The organism is Actinoplanes sp. NPDC000266 (assembly GCF_042899005.1).
Classification (GTDB): domain Bacteria; phylum Actinomycetota; class Actinomycetes; order Mycobacteriales; family Micromonosporaceae; genus Actinoplanes.
In genome coordinates this window covers 22,858-38,071 of sequence record NZ_JBIAZI010000016.1, presented here as the reverse complement: position 1 = coordinate 38,071, position 15,214 = coordinate 22,858, and the positions used below count along the sequence as shown (strand labels likewise).

General features: G+C 70.6%; 12 protein-coding genes. 6 read left to right on the top strand and 6 right to left on the bottom strand.

The window, feature by feature from the left end; all coding sequences use genetic code 11:
• Positions 1-4: 4 nt before the first annotated feature.
• On the top strand, positions 5-982 hold the full coding sequence (locus ACFY36_RS45160) for a hypothetical protein (protein WP_499752101.1): 978 nt from the start codon (positions 5-7) through the stop codon (positions 980-982).
• Positions 983-1,011: 29 nt separating this feature from the next.
• Here ACFY36_RS45160 and ACFY36_RS45155 read toward each other — a convergent pair whose 3' ends face one another.
• Positions 1,012-1,965 carry a beta-ketoacyl-ACP synthase 3 gene (locus ACFY36_RS45155; RefSeq protein WP_499752100.1) on the bottom strand — a complete coding sequence of 318 codons (954 nt, stop codon included), beginning with the start codon at positions 1,963-1,965 and terminating at the stop codon, positions 1,012-1,014.
• 82 nt (positions 1,966-2,047) lie between these two features.
• Between ACFY36_RS45155 and lpdA the strand changes: the two genes are divergently transcribed.
• A complete protein-coding gene (gene lpdA / locus ACFY36_RS45150; protein ID WP_499752099.1) occupies positions 2,048-3,430 on the top strand; it encodes a dihydrolipoyl dehydrogenase in 1,383 nt (460 codons plus the stop codon).
• Here the strand turns inward: lpdA and ACFY36_RS45145 are convergent.
• Genes ACFY36_RS45145 through ACFY36_RS45135 form a run of 3 tightly spaced genes read right to left on the bottom strand, consistent with a single transcriptional unit; the run spans position 3,420 to position 5,304 of the window.
• On the bottom strand, positions 3,420-4,337 hold the full coding sequence (locus tag ACFY36_RS45145; RefSeq protein ID WP_499752098.1) for an aminoglycoside phosphotransferase/kinase family protein: 918 nt from the start codon (positions 4,335-4,337) through the stop codon (positions 3,420-3,422). The genes lpdA and ACFY36_RS45145 overlap by 11 nt on opposite strands.
• Positions 4,337-4,900 carry a hypothetical protein gene (locus tag ACFY36_RS45140; protein ID WP_499752097.1) on the bottom strand — a complete coding sequence of 188 codons (564 nt, stop codon included), beginning with the start codon at positions 4,898-4,900 and terminating at the stop codon, positions 4,337-4,339. The genes ACFY36_RS45145 and ACFY36_RS45140 overlap by 1 nt, the downstream gene beginning before the upstream one ends.
• Before the next feature lie 20 nt (positions 4,901-4,920).
• Positions 4,921-5,304 carry a MarR family winged helix-turn-helix transcriptional regulator gene (locus ACFY36_RS45135; RefSeq protein WP_499752096.1) on the bottom strand — a complete coding sequence of 128 codons (384 nt, stop codon included), beginning with the start codon at positions 5,302-5,304 and terminating at the stop codon, positions 4,921-4,923.
• A 102-nt stretch (positions 5,305-5,406) separates the two neighbouring features.
• Between ACFY36_RS45135 and ACFY36_RS45130 the strand changes: the two genes are divergently transcribed.
• A complete protein-coding gene (locus tag ACFY36_RS45130; RefSeq protein ID WP_499752095.1) occupies positions 5,407-6,840 on the top strand; it encodes an MFS transporter in 1,434 nt (477 codons plus the stop codon).
• Positions 6,841-7,039: 199 nt separating this feature from the next.
• Here the strand turns inward: ACFY36_RS45130 and ACFY36_RS45125 are convergent, their stop codons facing one another.
• Entirely contained in the window at positions 7,040-8,476 is a 1,437-nt protein-coding gene (locus ACFY36_RS45125; RefSeq protein WP_499752094.1) for an MDR family MFS transporter, read from the bottom strand.
• The gene (locus tag ACFY36_RS45120; protein WP_499752093.1) at positions 8,473-9,933 is read right to left on the bottom strand and encodes an aldehyde dehydrogenase; all 1,461 of its coding nucleotides are present in this window, start codon (positions 9,931-9,933) and stop codon (positions 8,473-8,475) included. Before ACFY36_RS45120 ends, ACFY36_RS45125 begins: the two co-directional genes overlap by 4 nt.
• 96 nt (positions 9,934-10,029) lie before the next feature.
• Here ACFY36_RS45120 and ACFY36_RS45115 point away from each other — a divergent pair, with 96 nt between their 5' ends.
• The 3 genes from ACFY36_RS45115 (at position 10,030) to ACFY36_RS45105 (ending at position 15,012) form a co-directional block, all read left to right on the top strand.
• On the top strand, positions 10,030-10,572 hold the full coding sequence (locus ACFY36_RS45115; RefSeq protein WP_499752092.1) for a TetR/AcrR family transcriptional regulator: 543 nt from the start codon (positions 10,030-10,032) through the stop codon (positions 10,570-10,572).
• Positions 10,573-10,762: 190 nt separating this feature from the next.
• Positions 10,763-11,848, top strand: coding sequence for a sugar phosphate isomerase/epimerase family protein (locus ACFY36_RS45110; protein WP_499752091.1), 1,086 nt, complete (start codon positions 10,763-10,765; stop codon positions 11,846-11,848).
• The gene (locus ACFY36_RS45105) at positions 11,845-15,012 is read left to right on the top strand and encodes a ThuA domain-containing protein (protein WP_499752090.1); all 3,168 of its coding nucleotides are present in this window, start codon (positions 11,845-11,847) and stop codon (positions 15,010-15,012) included. The genes ACFY36_RS45110 and ACFY36_RS45105 overlap by 4 nt, the downstream gene beginning before the upstream one ends.
• The last annotated feature ends 202 nt before the right edge of the window (positions 15,013-15,214 follow it).

Sequence of the window (15,214 nt, the reverse complement as noted above, 5' to 3'; positions counted from 1 at the left end):
CCCGATGCTTGCCCTTCTCCCGGCCGTCCTCGCGGCCGCCGTCAGTTTCACCACCGCCAACAGCGTCGCCACGGGCGACCAGGACGGTCCGGCCATCGCCACCAACCGGGGCAACGCCGTCGTGGTGTGGGCGGACGACCCGGACGGCAACGGTGTCTTCAACATCCCCTACCGCGTCGTCTCACCGGCCGGGACCGTGCTCGCCTCGGGGCGCGCCAACGCGGACGCGGCCGGGGATCAGCTCGTGCCGAACGTCGCGGTCGACCCGGACGGCACGCCCTCCGACGCCTCCGCGGTGGCCTTCACCGTGGTCTGGGAGGACGTGCAGGGAACGGCCTACAGCGTCAAAGCCGCCGGATACACCGGGATCACCACCAAGGCGTACGAGGTGACGGCCTCACCGGCCGGCGGCGTGCACCACCGTCCCGACGTCGCCGTGTCCGCCGCGGGCGACGCCACGATCGTCTGGGAGTCGGGCGAGGACATCGGCCTCACCCGGCTCGCCAAGGCGAACGGCGCCGTGCTGCTGACCCCGCGCCTCGCGAACGCGACAACGGCCGGCCAGCAGCGCCGGCCGGCGGTCGCGGCCAACTTCAACGGCGACCTGATCGTGGCCTGGGAGTCGGGCGGCGTGTGGGCGCGCTCGTTCACCCCGGCGGCGGCCGGCCGGCACGCCGAGGTGCAGGTCTCGACCACGACGGGCGCGGCCGCCCCGACGGTCGGGCTCGACGATCAGGCGTACGCGGTGGTCGGCTGGACGGTGAGCGGCGCCGACGGCTGGCTGCGCGGGCTCAACCCGGACGGCAGCTTCACCGGCCGCCTCGGCGCGCAGACCCTGACCAGCACGACGACCGGGCGGCAGGACCAGTTCACGGTGGCCGTCTCCCCCTGGGGCGAGGTGCCGGTCGCCTACACCGACGACAACGACGGCAACCTGTTCGACCAGATCCTGCTCGGTCTCGGCGCCACCAACTCCGCCTGAGTCACGGCGCCTCTCCGAGCGGACACGCGTCAGGGCAGGGTGACGACCTGGGCCGCGTAGGAGAGGCCGGCGCCGAAGCCCACGAGCAGGGCGGGACCCGTCACGTCGGGCAGGGCGGCCATGGCCTGCGGGATGGAGGCCGCTCCGGTGTTGCCGTTCGTGGTGATGTCGGTGGCCACCCGTACGTGTGGGCCCAGTTCCAGGGCCTTGGCCGCGGCCGCGGTGATGCGCAGGTTGGCCTGGTGGGGGATGAAGGCCGCCAGGTCGTCCGCGGAGATGCCCGCCGCGTCCAGGGCCCGCCGGGCCAGACCGGGGATGACGGAGGTGGCCCAGCGGAAGACCTCGGGTCCGGCCATCCGCAGGATGCCCGTCTCGTCGTACCTCAGAACCTCGCTCTTGGCGCCGTCGGCGCCCCACACCACCGGGCCGACGCCGCACGTCTGTGACGGGCCGACGACCACCGCGCCCGCGCCGTCGCCGAAGAGGAACGCTGTGCCCCGGTCGCGCTCGTCGACGATGTCGGTCATGCGCTCGGCGCCGACCAGGACCACGTAGCCGGCCGAGCCGTTGCGGACCAGCGCGTCGGCGGTCGCCAGGGCGTGCGGAAATCCGGCGCACGCCGCTCCCAGGTCCATCCCGGCGGCGTCGGTGGCGCCCAGCGCGGCGGCCACCAAGGGCGCCACCGTGGTCGCGCGGCCACGGTGGGACATCGTCGCCACCAGCACGGCCGAGACCTCGGCCGGGTCGACGCCGGCGCCGGCCAGGGCCTTGGAGGCGGCCGTCGTGGCCATCGTGACCAGGTCCTCGTCCGGTGCGGCGCGCCGGCGCGACTCGATGCCGCAGCGGCGGCGGATCCACTCGTCGCTCGAGTCGATCAGGGCGGCGATCGTCTCGTTGCCCACCTCGGTCCGTGGGCGGTACGTGGCGACGCTCAGGATGCGCGACCCGGGGTGACCGGCGCGGCACTGCAAGACAGGGGCCATGGCCAGATACAAGCATGCTCGTCTGAGTGCCCTCCGTTTTCTTCATTCCTCACCGGTAACCAAGCATCTATAGGCTTGTCGGGTGAGTCATTTTGATGTTCTTGTCCTCGGTGCCGGGCCCGGGGGATATGTCGCCGCCATCCGTGCCGCTCAGCTCGGCAAGACGGTCGCTGTGGTCGAGCACAAGTACTGGGGCGGCGTCTGCCTCAACGTGGGCTGCATCCCGTCCAAGGCGCTGCTGCGCAACGCCGAGATCGCGCACATCATCACGCACGAGAAGAAGACGTTCGGGATCGAGGGGGACGCCACCATGTCCTTCGCGCCGACCCACCAGCGCAGCCGCAAGGTGGCCGAGGCCAGCGCCAAGGGCGTCCACTTCCTGATGAAGAAGAACGCGATCACCGAGATCGACGGCTGGGGCACGCTGACCGGGCCGAAGTCGATCGACGTCGACGGCGAGCAGCACACGTTCGACAGCCTGATCGTCGCCACCGGCGCCACCGTGCGGATGCTGCCCGGCATGGCGACCAGCCAGAACGTCGTCACGTACGAGGAGCAGATCCTCGACGAGAAGCTCCCCGGGTCGATCATCATCGGCGGTTCGGGCGCGATCGGCGTCGAGTTCGCCTACGTGATGGCCAACTTCGGTGTCGACGTGACGATCGTCGAGTTCCTCGACCGGATGGTGCCCACCGAGGACGCCGACGTGTCCAAGGAGCTGTTCAAGCACTATCGCAAGCTGGGCGTGAAGGTGCTGCTGAGCACCAAGGTGGAGAAGGTCGAAGACACAGGTTCGGGTGTACGGGTGACGGTGAGCCCGGCCGGCGGCGGCGAGTCGAAGGTGCTCGAGGCCGATCGGATGCTCGCCGCGTTCGGCTTCGCCCCGCGCGTCGAGGGCTACGGCCTGGAGGCGGCCGGGGTCAAGCTCACCGACCGTGGCGCGATCGAGGTCGACGCCCGCGGCCGCACGAACGTGGAGGGCGTCTACGCCATCGGCGACGTGACCGGCAAGCTGATGCTGGCGCACACGGCCGAGGCGATGGGAGTGGTGGCGGCCGAGACGATCGCGGGCGCCGAGACCCAGGAGATCAATTTCGACATGATCCCGCGGGCCACGTTCTGCCAGCCGCAGATCGCCTCGTTCGGCTACTCCGAGGAGCAGGCGCGGGACAAGGGCTACGACGTGAAGGTGGCCCAGTTCCCGTTCTCGGCCAACGGCAAGGCCCGGGGCATGGCCGAGACCGCCGGCTTCGTCAAGATCGTGGCCGACGCCGAGCACAACGAGATCGTCGGCGCCCACCTGATCGGCCCCGAGGTCACCGAGCTGCTGCCGGCCCTCACCCTGGCCCAGATGTGGGATCTGACGGCCGACGAGGTGGCCCGCAACGTCTTCGCCCACCCGACCCTGTCCGAGGCGGTCAAGGAGGCGATCGAGGGCATCGCCGGCCACATGATCAACCTCTAGCGGCGCGCAGACGTTCGGCGGCCTGGGCCCGCAGTGCGTCGCCGCCCGCCGCGGCGCCACCGCACAGTGCCATCTCCCGGGCGTTGTACGCAGCCATCCACAAGCCGGCCGCCCACGCGACCTCCAGCTCCTCCGCCGTGAACGAGCGCCCCCGAACGTCCTGGTAAGTCACCAGGAAAGCCGCGGAGCTCTCGATCGGCGCCAGCGTGGGCGGCCCGGCACTGGCGAACGACCCGCTCGCCGCGCCCACCAGCGCCGCCTCCGGCTGCCAGGCCAGGCTGTCCCAGTCGTGCACGGTCCATACCCGCCGGCCCCGCCATCGCAGGTTCTGCGCCTCGAAGTCGGCGTGGCCGAGCACGCACGGCAGGCCGGCGGCCAGCAGCCGGCGCCGCGCGCGCCCGGCCGTCTCGGGAATGTGCCAGGGCACGACACTCTGGTCCCGGCGGTCGAGCAGGTCGATGGCCGGCCACAACCCGACGTCGGTGTGGTCCCACCGCACCCAGGGCGGATTCGGCAGCGGCGGCGCGACGGTCACCCCGGCGAGTTCGGCCATCAGCCGGGCGTACGCCTCCGCGCAGCGCACGGCCATGTCCGGCGAGTCCCCGTGCAAGATCTCGCCTCCGGGGCGGAACTCCTCGGCGTGCACGGCCAGCTCACCGATTCTGACCACCGGCGTGAGCGGCCGGGCACACGGAAACCCCCGCTCGGCCAGCCGTGCCTGCGCCGCGACACACGACGAGGCCCGGCCTTCGTCGGCCCGCGCCTTGACCACGACCTCGCGGCCACCGGCCAGCCGCAGACCGAACACCATCGAGACCTGTTCAGACTGGAACAGCACACCGGCCGGCTCGCCGCCCAGGTGCTCGAGACACCAGGCCGGCAACCAGTTCGGCATCACGGTGGGCATCAGAACAACGGAGCCTCGTCGAGGCCGGGGGCCTTGCCCGACCAGTCGCCTTCGGTGACGCCGGACCGCAGGAGGGTGGCGGCGGTGGCGGCCCGGCTGCGGATCACGTCGATGGGGGCGCCGGCCAGCAGGCCGGTGATGTCGTCGCGCTGCCATCGGAGCTCGCGGGCCACACCGGGGTCGTCCACCATGCGGAGCTCGGCGCGGGCGGCCGAGGTGGCCCGGGCCCGCAGGGTGGCCTCGTCGTTGATCGCGGCGGCGGCGGCCACCGCGTACGCGACCGTGACGATGGCGTCCCAGCGCTGCTCGTGGAAGTCGCCGAAGTCGGAATCCTCGCCGGTCTCGTCCAGCAGCGGCTGTTCGGGGCGGGGCCGCGATGGCGGCGCGCCGGTCTCGGCACACTGCCATGTGGCGGCCAGGGCTTCCCGGAGCATGCCGGCCAGCCGTGGATCCTCGGCCACCGTCCACAGCCCGGCCGCCCGCTGGCCGCAGGCGCCGGCGAAGGCGACCAGCGCCCGGCCCGCGGGCAGCTCCGAGACGAGCTCGACGCCGTGCCTGGCCATGGATCCGCCGCCCGCCGGGGCTACGCCTCGGCCGGGACCAGGCGCTCGGTCAGGACCTGGAGGTGAGTGGTTCGGGCCTCGGCGTGGCGCCGGCGGCCGGCCTCGGTCAGCTCCACGAAGATGCCCCGGCGGTCGTCGACGCAATGGGAGCGGGCCACCAGGCCCTGCTTCTCCAGGCGGGCCACGGTGCGGGAAAGCGCGCTCTGGCTCAGGTACATGGCCGCGGCCAGCTCCTGCATGCGTCGCTTGTCACAGTCTCGGGTGACGAGACGGTCGAGGGTCTCGAAGTCGCTCAGGGTGAGGCCGTGCGCCTCCTGCAAGGCGCGCTCCAAGTGGGCGGCGACCGCGTTGTAGCTGGACAGCAGCGCCTGCCAGCGGGTGATCAGAGCGGACTCGGCCTCCATGCCCGGCATCCTACCCTCGCCGCGCCGGAACATGCACTCGCATTTTATGCGTCCACATCTAATGCGTCGACATTCTATGCGTGTGCATATAGCGTCGTCGCCGTGACCATCACTGGAAACCCCGCGTCCACCGCTGTCGCGCCGCCGAAGAGAGAACTGCGCTGGACCCCGCGGCTCTGGGGCGTGCTGGCGGTGCTCTGCGCTGTTCTCTTCCTCGACGGCCTCGACGTCTCCATGGTCGGTGTGGCCCTGCCGTCCATCGGCACCGAGCTGGGCCTTTCCACCACGTCGCTGCAGTGGATCGTCAACGGCTACGTCCTGGGATACGGCGGCCTGCTGCTGCTCGGCGGCCGGACCGCCGACCTGCTCGGCCGGCGCCGTGTCTTCCTGATCGCGCTCGGCGTCTTCACGGTCGCGTCGCTGGTCGGCGGGCTGGTCGACGACGGCGGCCTGCTCATCGCCACCCGCTTCGTCAAGGGTCTGGCGGCCGCCTTCACCGCGCCCACCGCGATGTCGATCCTCACCACGACCTTCCCGGAGGGGCCGGCCCGCAACCGGGCACTGTCGATCTTCACGGTCTTCGGCGCCAGCGGATACTCGTCCGGCCTGATCCTCGGCGGCGTGCTCACCAGCCTCGGCTGGCGGTGGAACTTCCTGGTGCCCGTACCCCTCGCTCTGGCCGCCCTGATCGCCGGCTTCGTGCTGATCAAGCGGGACCGTCCGGCCGCCGACGGCGGCCACGACCTGGCCGGTGCGGCGACCCTGATCGCCGGAATGCTGCTGGCCGTCTACACGGTCGTGTCGGCGCCCACCCGCGGCTGGCTCGACCCGATGACCATCGGCTCGCTCCTGCTGGCGGTGGTGCTGCTCGCCGGCTTCGTCGTCATCGAGAACCGGGTCCGGCACCCGCTGGTCCGCCTCGGCATCCTGCGCATCGGCTCGGTCGTCCGGGCCAACGCCAGCATGGCCGCGCTGATGGGGTCGTACGTCAGCTTCCAGTTCATGATGACCCTCTATCTGCAGGACGTGCGGCACTGGTCGCCGCTGCGCATGGCGCTCGCGCTGCTACCGGCCGGCCTGGTCGTGGCGTTCGGGTCGCCCTTCGTGGGCCGGCTCATCGACCGCTACGGCACCGGGCCGCTGATCGTGGCCGCGATGGTGTCGCTCAGCCTCGGCTACGTCTGGTTCCTCGCCACCGCGGGCACGCAGCCCCACTACCTGGTCACCGTGCTGCCGGCGATGTTGCTGCTCGGCGGCGGCTTCGGCTTCGGCTTCAGCGCCATCATGGCGCAGGCCACCGACGGCATCGCCGACTCCGAGCAGGGCCTCGCCTCCGGTCTGGTCCAGTCGTCGGGGCAGGTCGGGACCGCCCTGGTCCTGGCCGTGGTCACCGCCCTGGTGGCCGGCGGCGCCGGTGGCGACGACCTGACCGAGTCCCACCCGGGGATCAACCTCGTCACCGGTGTCGCCGTGGCCGGCCTGCTGCTCAACCTGATCCCGCTGCTGACCAGGCGCCGGCCCGCCCCGCAAGCCTGACCCGAGGCCCTTGGCCGGCGGTCGGGCCGGCCAAGGAAGGGCAGCGCGGAAAGGCGGCGCGGAAAGGCGGCGCGGAAAGGCGGCGCGGAAAGGCGGCGCGGAAAGGCGGCGCGGAAGGGCGACGCGAAAGGTGCGGAAGGGCGACGCGGAAGGTGCGGGAGGGCGGCGCGGCGCGGGCAGCACGGGCGGCGCGGTGGTCTCATCGCGCGGCCGGTGCGACCTCGGCGACGAACGCGGGCTCGGCCTGGGCGTCGGCGGTCTGTGTGGTGGGCCGTGTGCGGCGCAGCGCCAACGTGAGCGCTGTGCCGATCACGGCCAGGGGGACCAGCCACAGGAACGCGTGGTCGATCGCGGCGGCGAAGTGGGCCGGGACCGTGTCGGCGGCCGACGGGAGGCCCGCCGTCAGCAGGCTGCCGAAGACCGCCACGCCGAGGGCGGCGCCGATCGAGCGGGAGAACGTCACGATCGCGCTGGCCGCGCCCAGGTGCTCGGAGGAGACGCTGTTCTGCACCGAGGCCAGCACGACCATCGGCACCATGCCGATGCCGACGCCCATGACCAGGAAGAACAGGGCGGCCAGGGCCGTCGGCGTCGACGGGGTCAGCGTGCTCAGCAGGAGCAGGCCGGCGACGTTCAGCAGAAGGCCGGTCAGCAGGATCGGGCGTTGCCGGGCCGGGTCGCCGATCAGGCGGCCGGCCACCGTCTGGCTCGCGACCAGGCCCGCCACCAGCGGCAGCATGAAGACGCCGGACAGGGTGGCCGACACCCCGTCGACGATCTGGAGATACGTGGGCAGGTAGACCAGGGCGCTGAACATCAGCACGTTCGCGATGAAGCCGATCGCCGAGGAGACCACCACCGTGCGGGACGTCAGCATGGACAGTGGCAGGACGGGCGCGGCGGCCCGCCGCTCCACCGGGACCACCGCCGCGGCCAGGGCCACGGCCGCCGCCGCCAGGGCGATCGTCGGCCATGAGGTCCAGCCCCAGCGGTCGCCGAACGACGCCACCAGCACCAGGGCCGTGGCCACGCCGGCCAGCAGGGTCGCGCCGGCGTAGTCGATGGGCGCGGTGACCCGCCGTACGGCCGCCGGCAGCGACCGGATCGCCAGGACGACCGCGACCAGGCCCACCGGCACGTTGATCAGAAAGGCCAGGCGCCAGGACAGCGTGTCGGTGAAGACGCCGCCCAGCAGTGGGCCGGCGACGCTGGCGACGCCGTAGACCGAGCCGAACATGGCCTGGTAGCGGCCGCGTTCCCCGGCCGTGGCGATGTCGCCGACCAGCGCGAACGTCAGCACCGTGAGGCCGCCGCCGGCCAGGCCCTGCGCGACCCGGGCCGCGATCAGCTCGGGCAGGTTCTGCGCGACGCCGCACAGCGCCGAGGCGATCAGGAACGCCACGATCGCGATCAGGTAGAGCCGGCGCCGGCCCAGCATGTCGCCGAGCTTGCCCCAGATCGGGGTGGCCGCGGTCGAGGCGAGCAGATAGGCGGCGCTGACCCAGGCGATGTCGCGGAAACCGTCGAGGTCGGCCGCGATGCGGGGCAGCGCGGTCGAGACGATGGTCTGGTCGAGCGCGGCCAGCAGGATGGCGAGGACCAGGGCGGACATGGCCGCCCGCTTCCGGGTTGTCATGCCGTCACTCCCTGGGTCACGGTCTGGAACTCGATGTACTGGCCGAGACCGACGGCGCCGTACTCGCGCCCGATCCCGCTGTTCTTGAATCCGCCGAACGGGCCGTCGAAGCCGATCGGGGCGCCGTTGATCGTGACCGTGCCCGTGCGCAGGCGGCGGGCCACCGCGAGCGCGCGCTCAGCAGAGGCCGACCAGACGCCGCCGGAGAGGCCGTACTCGGAGTCGTTGGCGATGCGGACGGCGTCGTCCTCGTCGTCGTAGGCGATGACGACCAGCACGGGGCCGAAGATCTCTTCCTGGGCGATGCGCATGCTGTTGTCCGCATCGGAGAACAGCGTCGGCGTGACGTAGAAACCCTTGTCGAGACCGTCGGGGATCTGCGAACCACCGGTGACCAGGGTGGCGCCCTCGGCCACGCCCAGGTCGATGTAGTCGCGGACGCGCTGCTGCTGGTCGGCGCGGACCATCGGCCCGATGAAAGTGGAAGGGTCGACGGGATCGCCGACCTTGGCCGAGGACACCATCTCCGAGAGAGCGGCGACGATTTCGTCGTAGCGGCTGCGCGGGGCCAGGATCCGGGTCTGTGCGATGCAGGCCTCGCCGTTGTTGAGCAGCGCGCCGAACTTGAGACCGGCGACCGCCGAAGGCAGGTCGGCGTCGTCCAGGATGATCGCGGCCGACTTGCCGCCGAGCTCCAGGCTGACCCGCTTGAGCTGCTCGCCGGCGAGCGAGGCGATGCGCTTGCCGGCCCGGGTCGAGCCGGTGAAGGCGATCTTGTCGACGCCGGGGTGCCTGACCAGGTGCTCGCTGGTCTCGCGGTCGGCCGCCAGCACGCTGAGCACACCCGCGGGCAGCCCGGCCTCGACCATGAGCTGGGCCAGCAGGTTCATGCTCAGCGAGTTCTCCGGCGACACCTTCAGGATCACCGTGTTCCCGGCCAGCAGGGCCGGGATGATCTTCGCGTTGGCCGCCGAGAACGGCGAGTTCCACGGGATGATCGCGGCCACCACGCCGACCGGGGCGCGGCGCACCACCGAGCGGAACGGCGCCGACGGGTCGGACGGGGTGAGCGTCTCCTCCCAGCCGAACTCCGCAGCGGCCTTGAGGTAGCTGTTGGCCTGGCGGGACAGGCCGCCCTGACCGGCCCGGGTGAACCAGAGCGCGGACCCGTTCTCGGCCGAGATGATCTGCGCGATGTCCTCGCCGCGGCTCTCACGGAGCTCGTTGTAGCGGCGCAGCACGGCGATCCGGCCGGCCGGCGGGAGCTGCGGCCACGGGCCGTTGTCGAAGGCCTCCCGGGCGGCGGCCACGGCCCGGTCGATGTCGGCCGGCTGGGCCTGCACGGCGCGGCCGATGACCGTCCGGTCGTGCGGGGAAACGATCTCGAGAGGGCTGGGGTCGGTGGGCTCGGTCCAAATGCCGCCGATGAAGAGCTTGTCGTACGTCGTGTTCTGCATAAGTGCCACAGTAGCGTGACAGTTTGCGGATTGAAAAGCCTCTGTGACGTAGAGCTAAATCCCTTAAGTTGCACGATCGGGTGCTACCTTGGGGGCATGAGAGCCGACGCCACCCGCAACCTCGAGACCGTGCTGAGCACCGGCGCCCGCATGCTCGCGGCCGACCCGGCCACCAGCGTCAGCGCCATCGCGGCCGAGGCCGGCGTCGACCGGCGTACCGTCTACCGCCGCTTCGCCGGCCGCGAGGAGCTGCTCGCGGCCATCTACGTGGCCCGCCTGGAGGCGATCGAGCGGGTCATGGCCGGCGCTCGCTTCACCGAGTCGCCGGTGCCGGTCGCGCTGCACCGCTACGTCGAGGGCATCATCGGGGTGAACCGCACCTGGCCGGTCGATCTGACCCGCATGCTGGTCGACCCGGCGATCCGCGAGCGCCGGGAGCGCTCGGTCCAGGCTCTCGACGCGTTCCTGCGCCGGGCCGCCGACGAGGGATATCTCCGGCCCGAGCTGCCGCTGAACTGGATCAGCCGCGTCATGCAGCAGATGCTGCATCTGGCCCCGGCCGAGCTGTCCGGCCGCACCGACGCCGAGGCGGCCGACATCCTGGTCGACACGCTCCTGCACGGCGCGGGCACGAGGTAAGCGGCACTTTCGTATCTGGAAGCAAAAGTTACTTCCAACTTGGACTATCTTTCGTACGGGGCGCGGGATACCGTCTGTCATCAAGGCGTAACAAGCACCACACACACGCCAACGCCGGCGCTTCGGCAACGCCGGCTCTCCTCTTTCTTCGCACCTGGTATTCGTGCTGTCGTGCCCCCGTGGAGAAGTCATGACCGAGCCGCAAGCCAAGAAGGCCCTCACTCGCCGCCGTCTCCTCACCGCCTCCGCCGGCGCCGCCGCGGCGCTGGGCGCCGCCGGACTTCCGATCCTGTCGACCGGCACCCCCGCCATCAGCCACGGCAAGCTGCGGGCGGAACCGCTCGTCCCGTCCCGCAACCGGGGCATCATCCTGTACAGCGTCCGCGACCGCATCTCGGCCGCGCCCGACGACTCCGGCATTCCGTACGGCTTCGAGCGGGTACTCGCCCGGCTCGCCGAGATCGGATACAAGGAGATCGAGTTCGCCGGTTACAACCAGCACACCTCGATCCTGGGCCGGCAGATCACCCCGGCCGAGATCCGGAAGATCCTGGACGACAACGGCCTGGTGGCCAGCGGAACGCACACCCAGATCAACGCGGCGACCTTCGAGCAGCAGCTCGACATCGCGCAGACGCTGGGCATGAAGCACATCGGCACCGGCTCCGACCCCACGAACAGCGCGTACCGCGCCGACTGGGACGCCGCCGCCGATCTGTGGAACGAGCTCGGGCGTACGGCTCGCAAGCGTGGCCTCAAGCTCTACACCCACAACCACGACGCCGCGTACGGCTTCCTGCTCGACGCCGGCCCGCTCGACGCCACCGGCAAGCCCACCCGCTCGACCGGCACCCGCAAGCTCGAGTACTTCTTCACGAAGGCCGATCCGCGGTACGTCTTCTTCGAGATGGACATCTACTGGGCGTACGTCGCCCGGTTCAAGCACCACACGTACACCGACGCGTGGGGCCGCAGCAAGAGCGACCTGTTCGACCCGATCCTCACCGTGGTGCCGCGCACCGACCGGTTCCCGCTGTTCCACGCCAAGGACGGCGACAAGCAGTCCACACAGGCCAACGGGTACGTCATGACGCCGCTGGGCGAGGGTGACATCAACTTCCAGCAGTTCTTCGAGGAGATCGGCAAGCAGGACTACCACCACGCCAACTGGGAGCAGGACACCGCCCCGGGCGGCACCGCGAACCCCGGCCAGTCGCTGAACTTCGCCGAGGTGAGCTACCGCAACCTGTCCGAGCTGACCATCTACCGCCGATGAGGCGGCGATGGCTGGCCGCCGTCTCGGCCGCGGTCATCACGATCAGCCCGGCCACGGTGGCCTACGCCCACCCGTCGCACCAGCAGCCCGACGTGCTCGTGTTCACCGAGACGGCCGGGGTGCGGCGCGACTCCATCGACAAGGGCGTCCGCACGATCCGCGACCTCGGCCGGCAGCACCGCTTCAGCGTGACGGTCAGCGCCGACTCGTCGGTCTTCACGGCCGCCGGCCTGGCGAAGTACGAGGCGGTGGTCTTCCTCAACACCACCGGCGAGATCCTGACCGAGGGCCAGAAGAGCGCCTTCGAGACGTACATCCAAAGCGGTAAAGGTTTTGTCGGCGTGCACGCCGCGGCCGAGACCGAGCCGGGCTGGACCTTCTATCAGGATCTGGTCGGCGCCGCCGCGACCGGCGCCTCCGCGGTCGAGCCGAGGACCGTGACCGTGGCCGACCGCGTCCACCCGTCGACGGCCCCGATCCCGCGCACGGGGAGCTACAGCGAACAGTGGTACACGTTCGACAAGGACGTGACCGGGGTGTCGCATGTGCTCGCGAGCACCGACAAGCCGCTCTCGTGGTGCAAGGACTTCCGGGGTGGACGGTCCTGGTACACCGGACTCGGGCACTCCACGCAGACGTACACCCAAAGCTCTTTCCAGAAGCACCTGCTCGGCGGCATCCAGTGGGCGTCGGGCCAGGCGGCCGGCGACTGCGGCGCCACCGTGCGGAGCAACTACGAGAAGGTCACCCTCAACGACGAGCCGGGCGAACCGATGACTCTCGCGGTTCTGCCCGACGGGCGGGTGCTGCACAACACCCGCGGCGGCGAGGTGCGCCTCTACGACCCGGCGTCCGGCCTGAGCCCGGTCATCGCCGAGATCCCGGTCTACGTCCACGACGAGGACGGCCTCCAGTCGGTGGCCGTCGACGCGGACTTCGCCAAGAACCGCTGGGTCTACATCTACTACGCGCCGAAGCTGGACACGCCGGTCGACAACCCGGCCACGCCGGCCGTCAACGAAGGCGACGCGCCGGTCACCAGCGCCGACCCGGCCGTCTGGGACAAGTTCAAGGGATACAACCAGCTCTCCCGGGTCAAGCTGGTCGAGACGCCGTCACCGCGCCTCGATCTGAGCACCGAGCAGCAGATCCTGCGGGTGCCGGTCGACCGGGGCAACTGCTGCCACGTCGGCGGCGAGGTGAAGTTCGACGGCAAGGGCCTGCTCTACCTGGTCACCGGCGACGACACCAACGCCGGCGGCTCCGACGGCTTCACGCCGATCAACGAGTCGCCCACGCAGGGACCGGCCTACGACGCCCAGCGCTCGGCGGCCAACACCAACGACCTGCGCGGCAAGGTGCTGCGCGTCAAGGTCCGCGGCGACGGCTCGTACACGATCCCGTCCGGCAACCTCTTCCCGCCGGGCAAGGCCAAGACCCGTCCGGAAATCTTCCTGATGGGCGTACGCAACCCGTTCCGCTTCGATGTGAGCAAGAGCGGTTATGTGTACGTCGGCGACTACTCCCCCGACTCCCGGGTGCCGAACGCGGCTCGTGGGCCGGAGGGCACCGGCCGGTGGATCGCCACCAACAAGGCGGGGAACTACGGCTGGCCCTACTGCTACTCGCCGGAACTGCCGTACATCGACTTCGACTTCGTGACGCGGACGTCGGGGGCGGCCTTCAACTGCAAGACGCCGGTGAACGAATCGCCGCGCAACACGGGCCTGCGCAACCTGCCGCCGGTTCGTCAGCCCACGCTCGCCTACACCTTCAACGCGGTCACCCCGTGCCCGTCGGCGTACCTGCAGGATCCGCCGGTGGCGTGCGGCAACGACTGGCCGGCGCTGGGCACCGGCGGGGTGGGGCCGATGGGCGGCCCGCAATACTCGTACAACCGCCGGCTCGACAACGAGATGAAGTTCCCCGAGTACTACGACGACACCGTGGTCTTCGGCGAGTTCACCCGCAACAAGCTGTTCGCCATGCGCACGGACGGCAAGGACGGCCTGCTGGCCATCGAGCCCATGCTGACCAACTTCACGTGGGCGAATCCGATGGACATCGAATTCGGGCCGGACGGTCAGCTGTACGTATTGGAGTACGGCAACGGGTTCTTCCGGGCCAACCCGGAGGCGCAGCTGTCGACGGTGCGCTACGTGAAGGACGGCCGCTCGCCGGTCGCCCGGATCACGGCGACGCCGGTCTCCGGACAGTCACCACTGACGGTGCAGTTCTCCAGCAGCGGCACCTCCGACCCCGACCCGGGTGACACGATCACCCTGGCCTGGGACTTCAACGGCGACGGGACGACCGACTCGACGGCGGCCGACGCGTCCTACACCTATCAGGCGAACGGCACCTACAACGCACGCCTGACGGTCACGGACAGCACAGGCCGTACGGCGGTGGCCACCCGGGCCATCACGGTGGGCAACACAGCACCGGTGGTCGAGGTGGTGACACCCGCCAACGGGTCGTTCTTCAACTGGGGCGACACCGTGCCGTTCGAGGTGCGGGTGACCGACCCGGAGGACGGCGCGGTCGACTGTTCCAAGGTTTCCGTGAACCTGGTCATCGGCCACGACGAACACGGGCACGGCATCAATTCGACGACCGGCTGTACGGGTTCTCTCCCCAGCCCGGCCGACGGCGCCGACCACGCGGGCGGCTACCTGTTCCTGGGGGTGAGCGCGTCGTACACGGACGCGGGCGGCCTCTCGGCGACGGGACAGGCGACGGTGCAGACGTGGCGCCAGCAGGCCGAGAACGCCCAGGTGAAGAGCGCGGTGGCGATCGCCGCCACGAACGACACCGACGGCAGCGAGCACGTGACCGCCCTGGACAACAACGACTACATAGCCTTCCGCCCGATCGACCTGACCGGCGTCACGTCGGTCACGCTGCGGACGGCCGGCGGCTCAGCGGCCACGGCCGGCCAGCAGAGGGCGGCGGTGGAGGTGCGAAGCGGCTCCCCCACCGGCGAGCTGCTGGCCACCCTGCCGGTGAACGCCACGGCCGGTAACGCCTACTGGTCGAGCCAGACGTTCCCGCTCACGGGGGCGGGCGGCCAGCAGGAGCTCTACTTCGTCACCAAGTCCATAACGGGCGGCCCCGCGACCAACTTGTTCAACCTGAACTGGGTCGAGTTCGCCGCCTCATAGTCGTGGCGGGCAGGGACCGTCCGCCGAACCGGTCCCTGCCCGTCCACTCGCCCCGCCGGGCCGACTCCAGTCGGCCCGGCTTTTTCGTGTTCACGAGAAGCGATTTCGCGCAAGATCTGGCGTAGTGGCGATCATCACGTAGTCGTACGCCAACTGGACACCCGCACGGGGTCATCCATTTATCTAGAAGCACTTATGCTCC

What these genes read in the sequence shown, in the direction of transcription:
- ACFY36_RS45120 (WP_499752093.1), bottom strand. Translation starts at nt 9,933, where the DNA reads ATGCAGAACACGACGTACGACAAGCTCTTCATCGGCGGCATTTGGACC.
- ACFY36_RS45110 (WP_499752091.1), top strand. Translation starts at nt 10,763, where the DNA reads ATGACCGAGCCGCAAGCCAAGAAGGCCCTCACTCGCCGCCGTCTCCTC.
- ACFY36_RS45125 (WP_499752094.1), bottom strand. Translation starts at nt 8,476, where the DNA reads ATGACAACCCGGAAGCGGGCGGCCATGTCCGCCCTGGTCCTCGCCATC.
- ACFY36_RS45145 (WP_499752098.1), bottom strand. Translation starts at nt 4,337, where the DNA reads ATGCCCACCGTGATGCCGAACTGGTTGCCGGCCTGGTGTCTCGAGCAC.
- ACFY36_RS45140 (WP_499752097.1), bottom strand. Translation starts at nt 4,900, where the DNA reads ATGGCCAGGCACGGCGTCGAGCTCGTCTCGGAGCTGCCCGCGGGCCGG.
- ACFY36_RS45155 (WP_499752100.1), bottom strand. Translation starts at nt 1,965, where the DNA reads ATGGCCCCTGTCTTGCAGTGCCGCGCCGGTCACCCCGGGTCGCGCATC.
- ACFY36_RS45105 (WP_499752090.1), top strand. Translation starts at nt 11,845, where the DNA reads ATGAGGCGGCGATGGCTGGCCGCCGTCTCGGCCGCGGTCATCACGATC.
- ACFY36_RS45115 (WP_499752092.1), top strand. Translation starts at nt 10,030, where the DNA reads ATGAGAGCCGACGCCACCCGCAACCTCGAGACCGTGCTGAGCACCGGC.
- ACFY36_RS45135 (WP_499752096.1), bottom strand. Translation starts at nt 5,304, where the DNA reads ATGGAGGCCGAGTCCGCTCTGATCACCCGCTGGCAGGCGCTGCTGTCC.
- ACFY36_RS45160 (WP_499752101.1), top strand. Translation starts at nt 5, where the DNA reads ATGCTTGCCCTTCTCCCGGCCGTCCTCGCGGCCGCCGTCAGTTTCACC.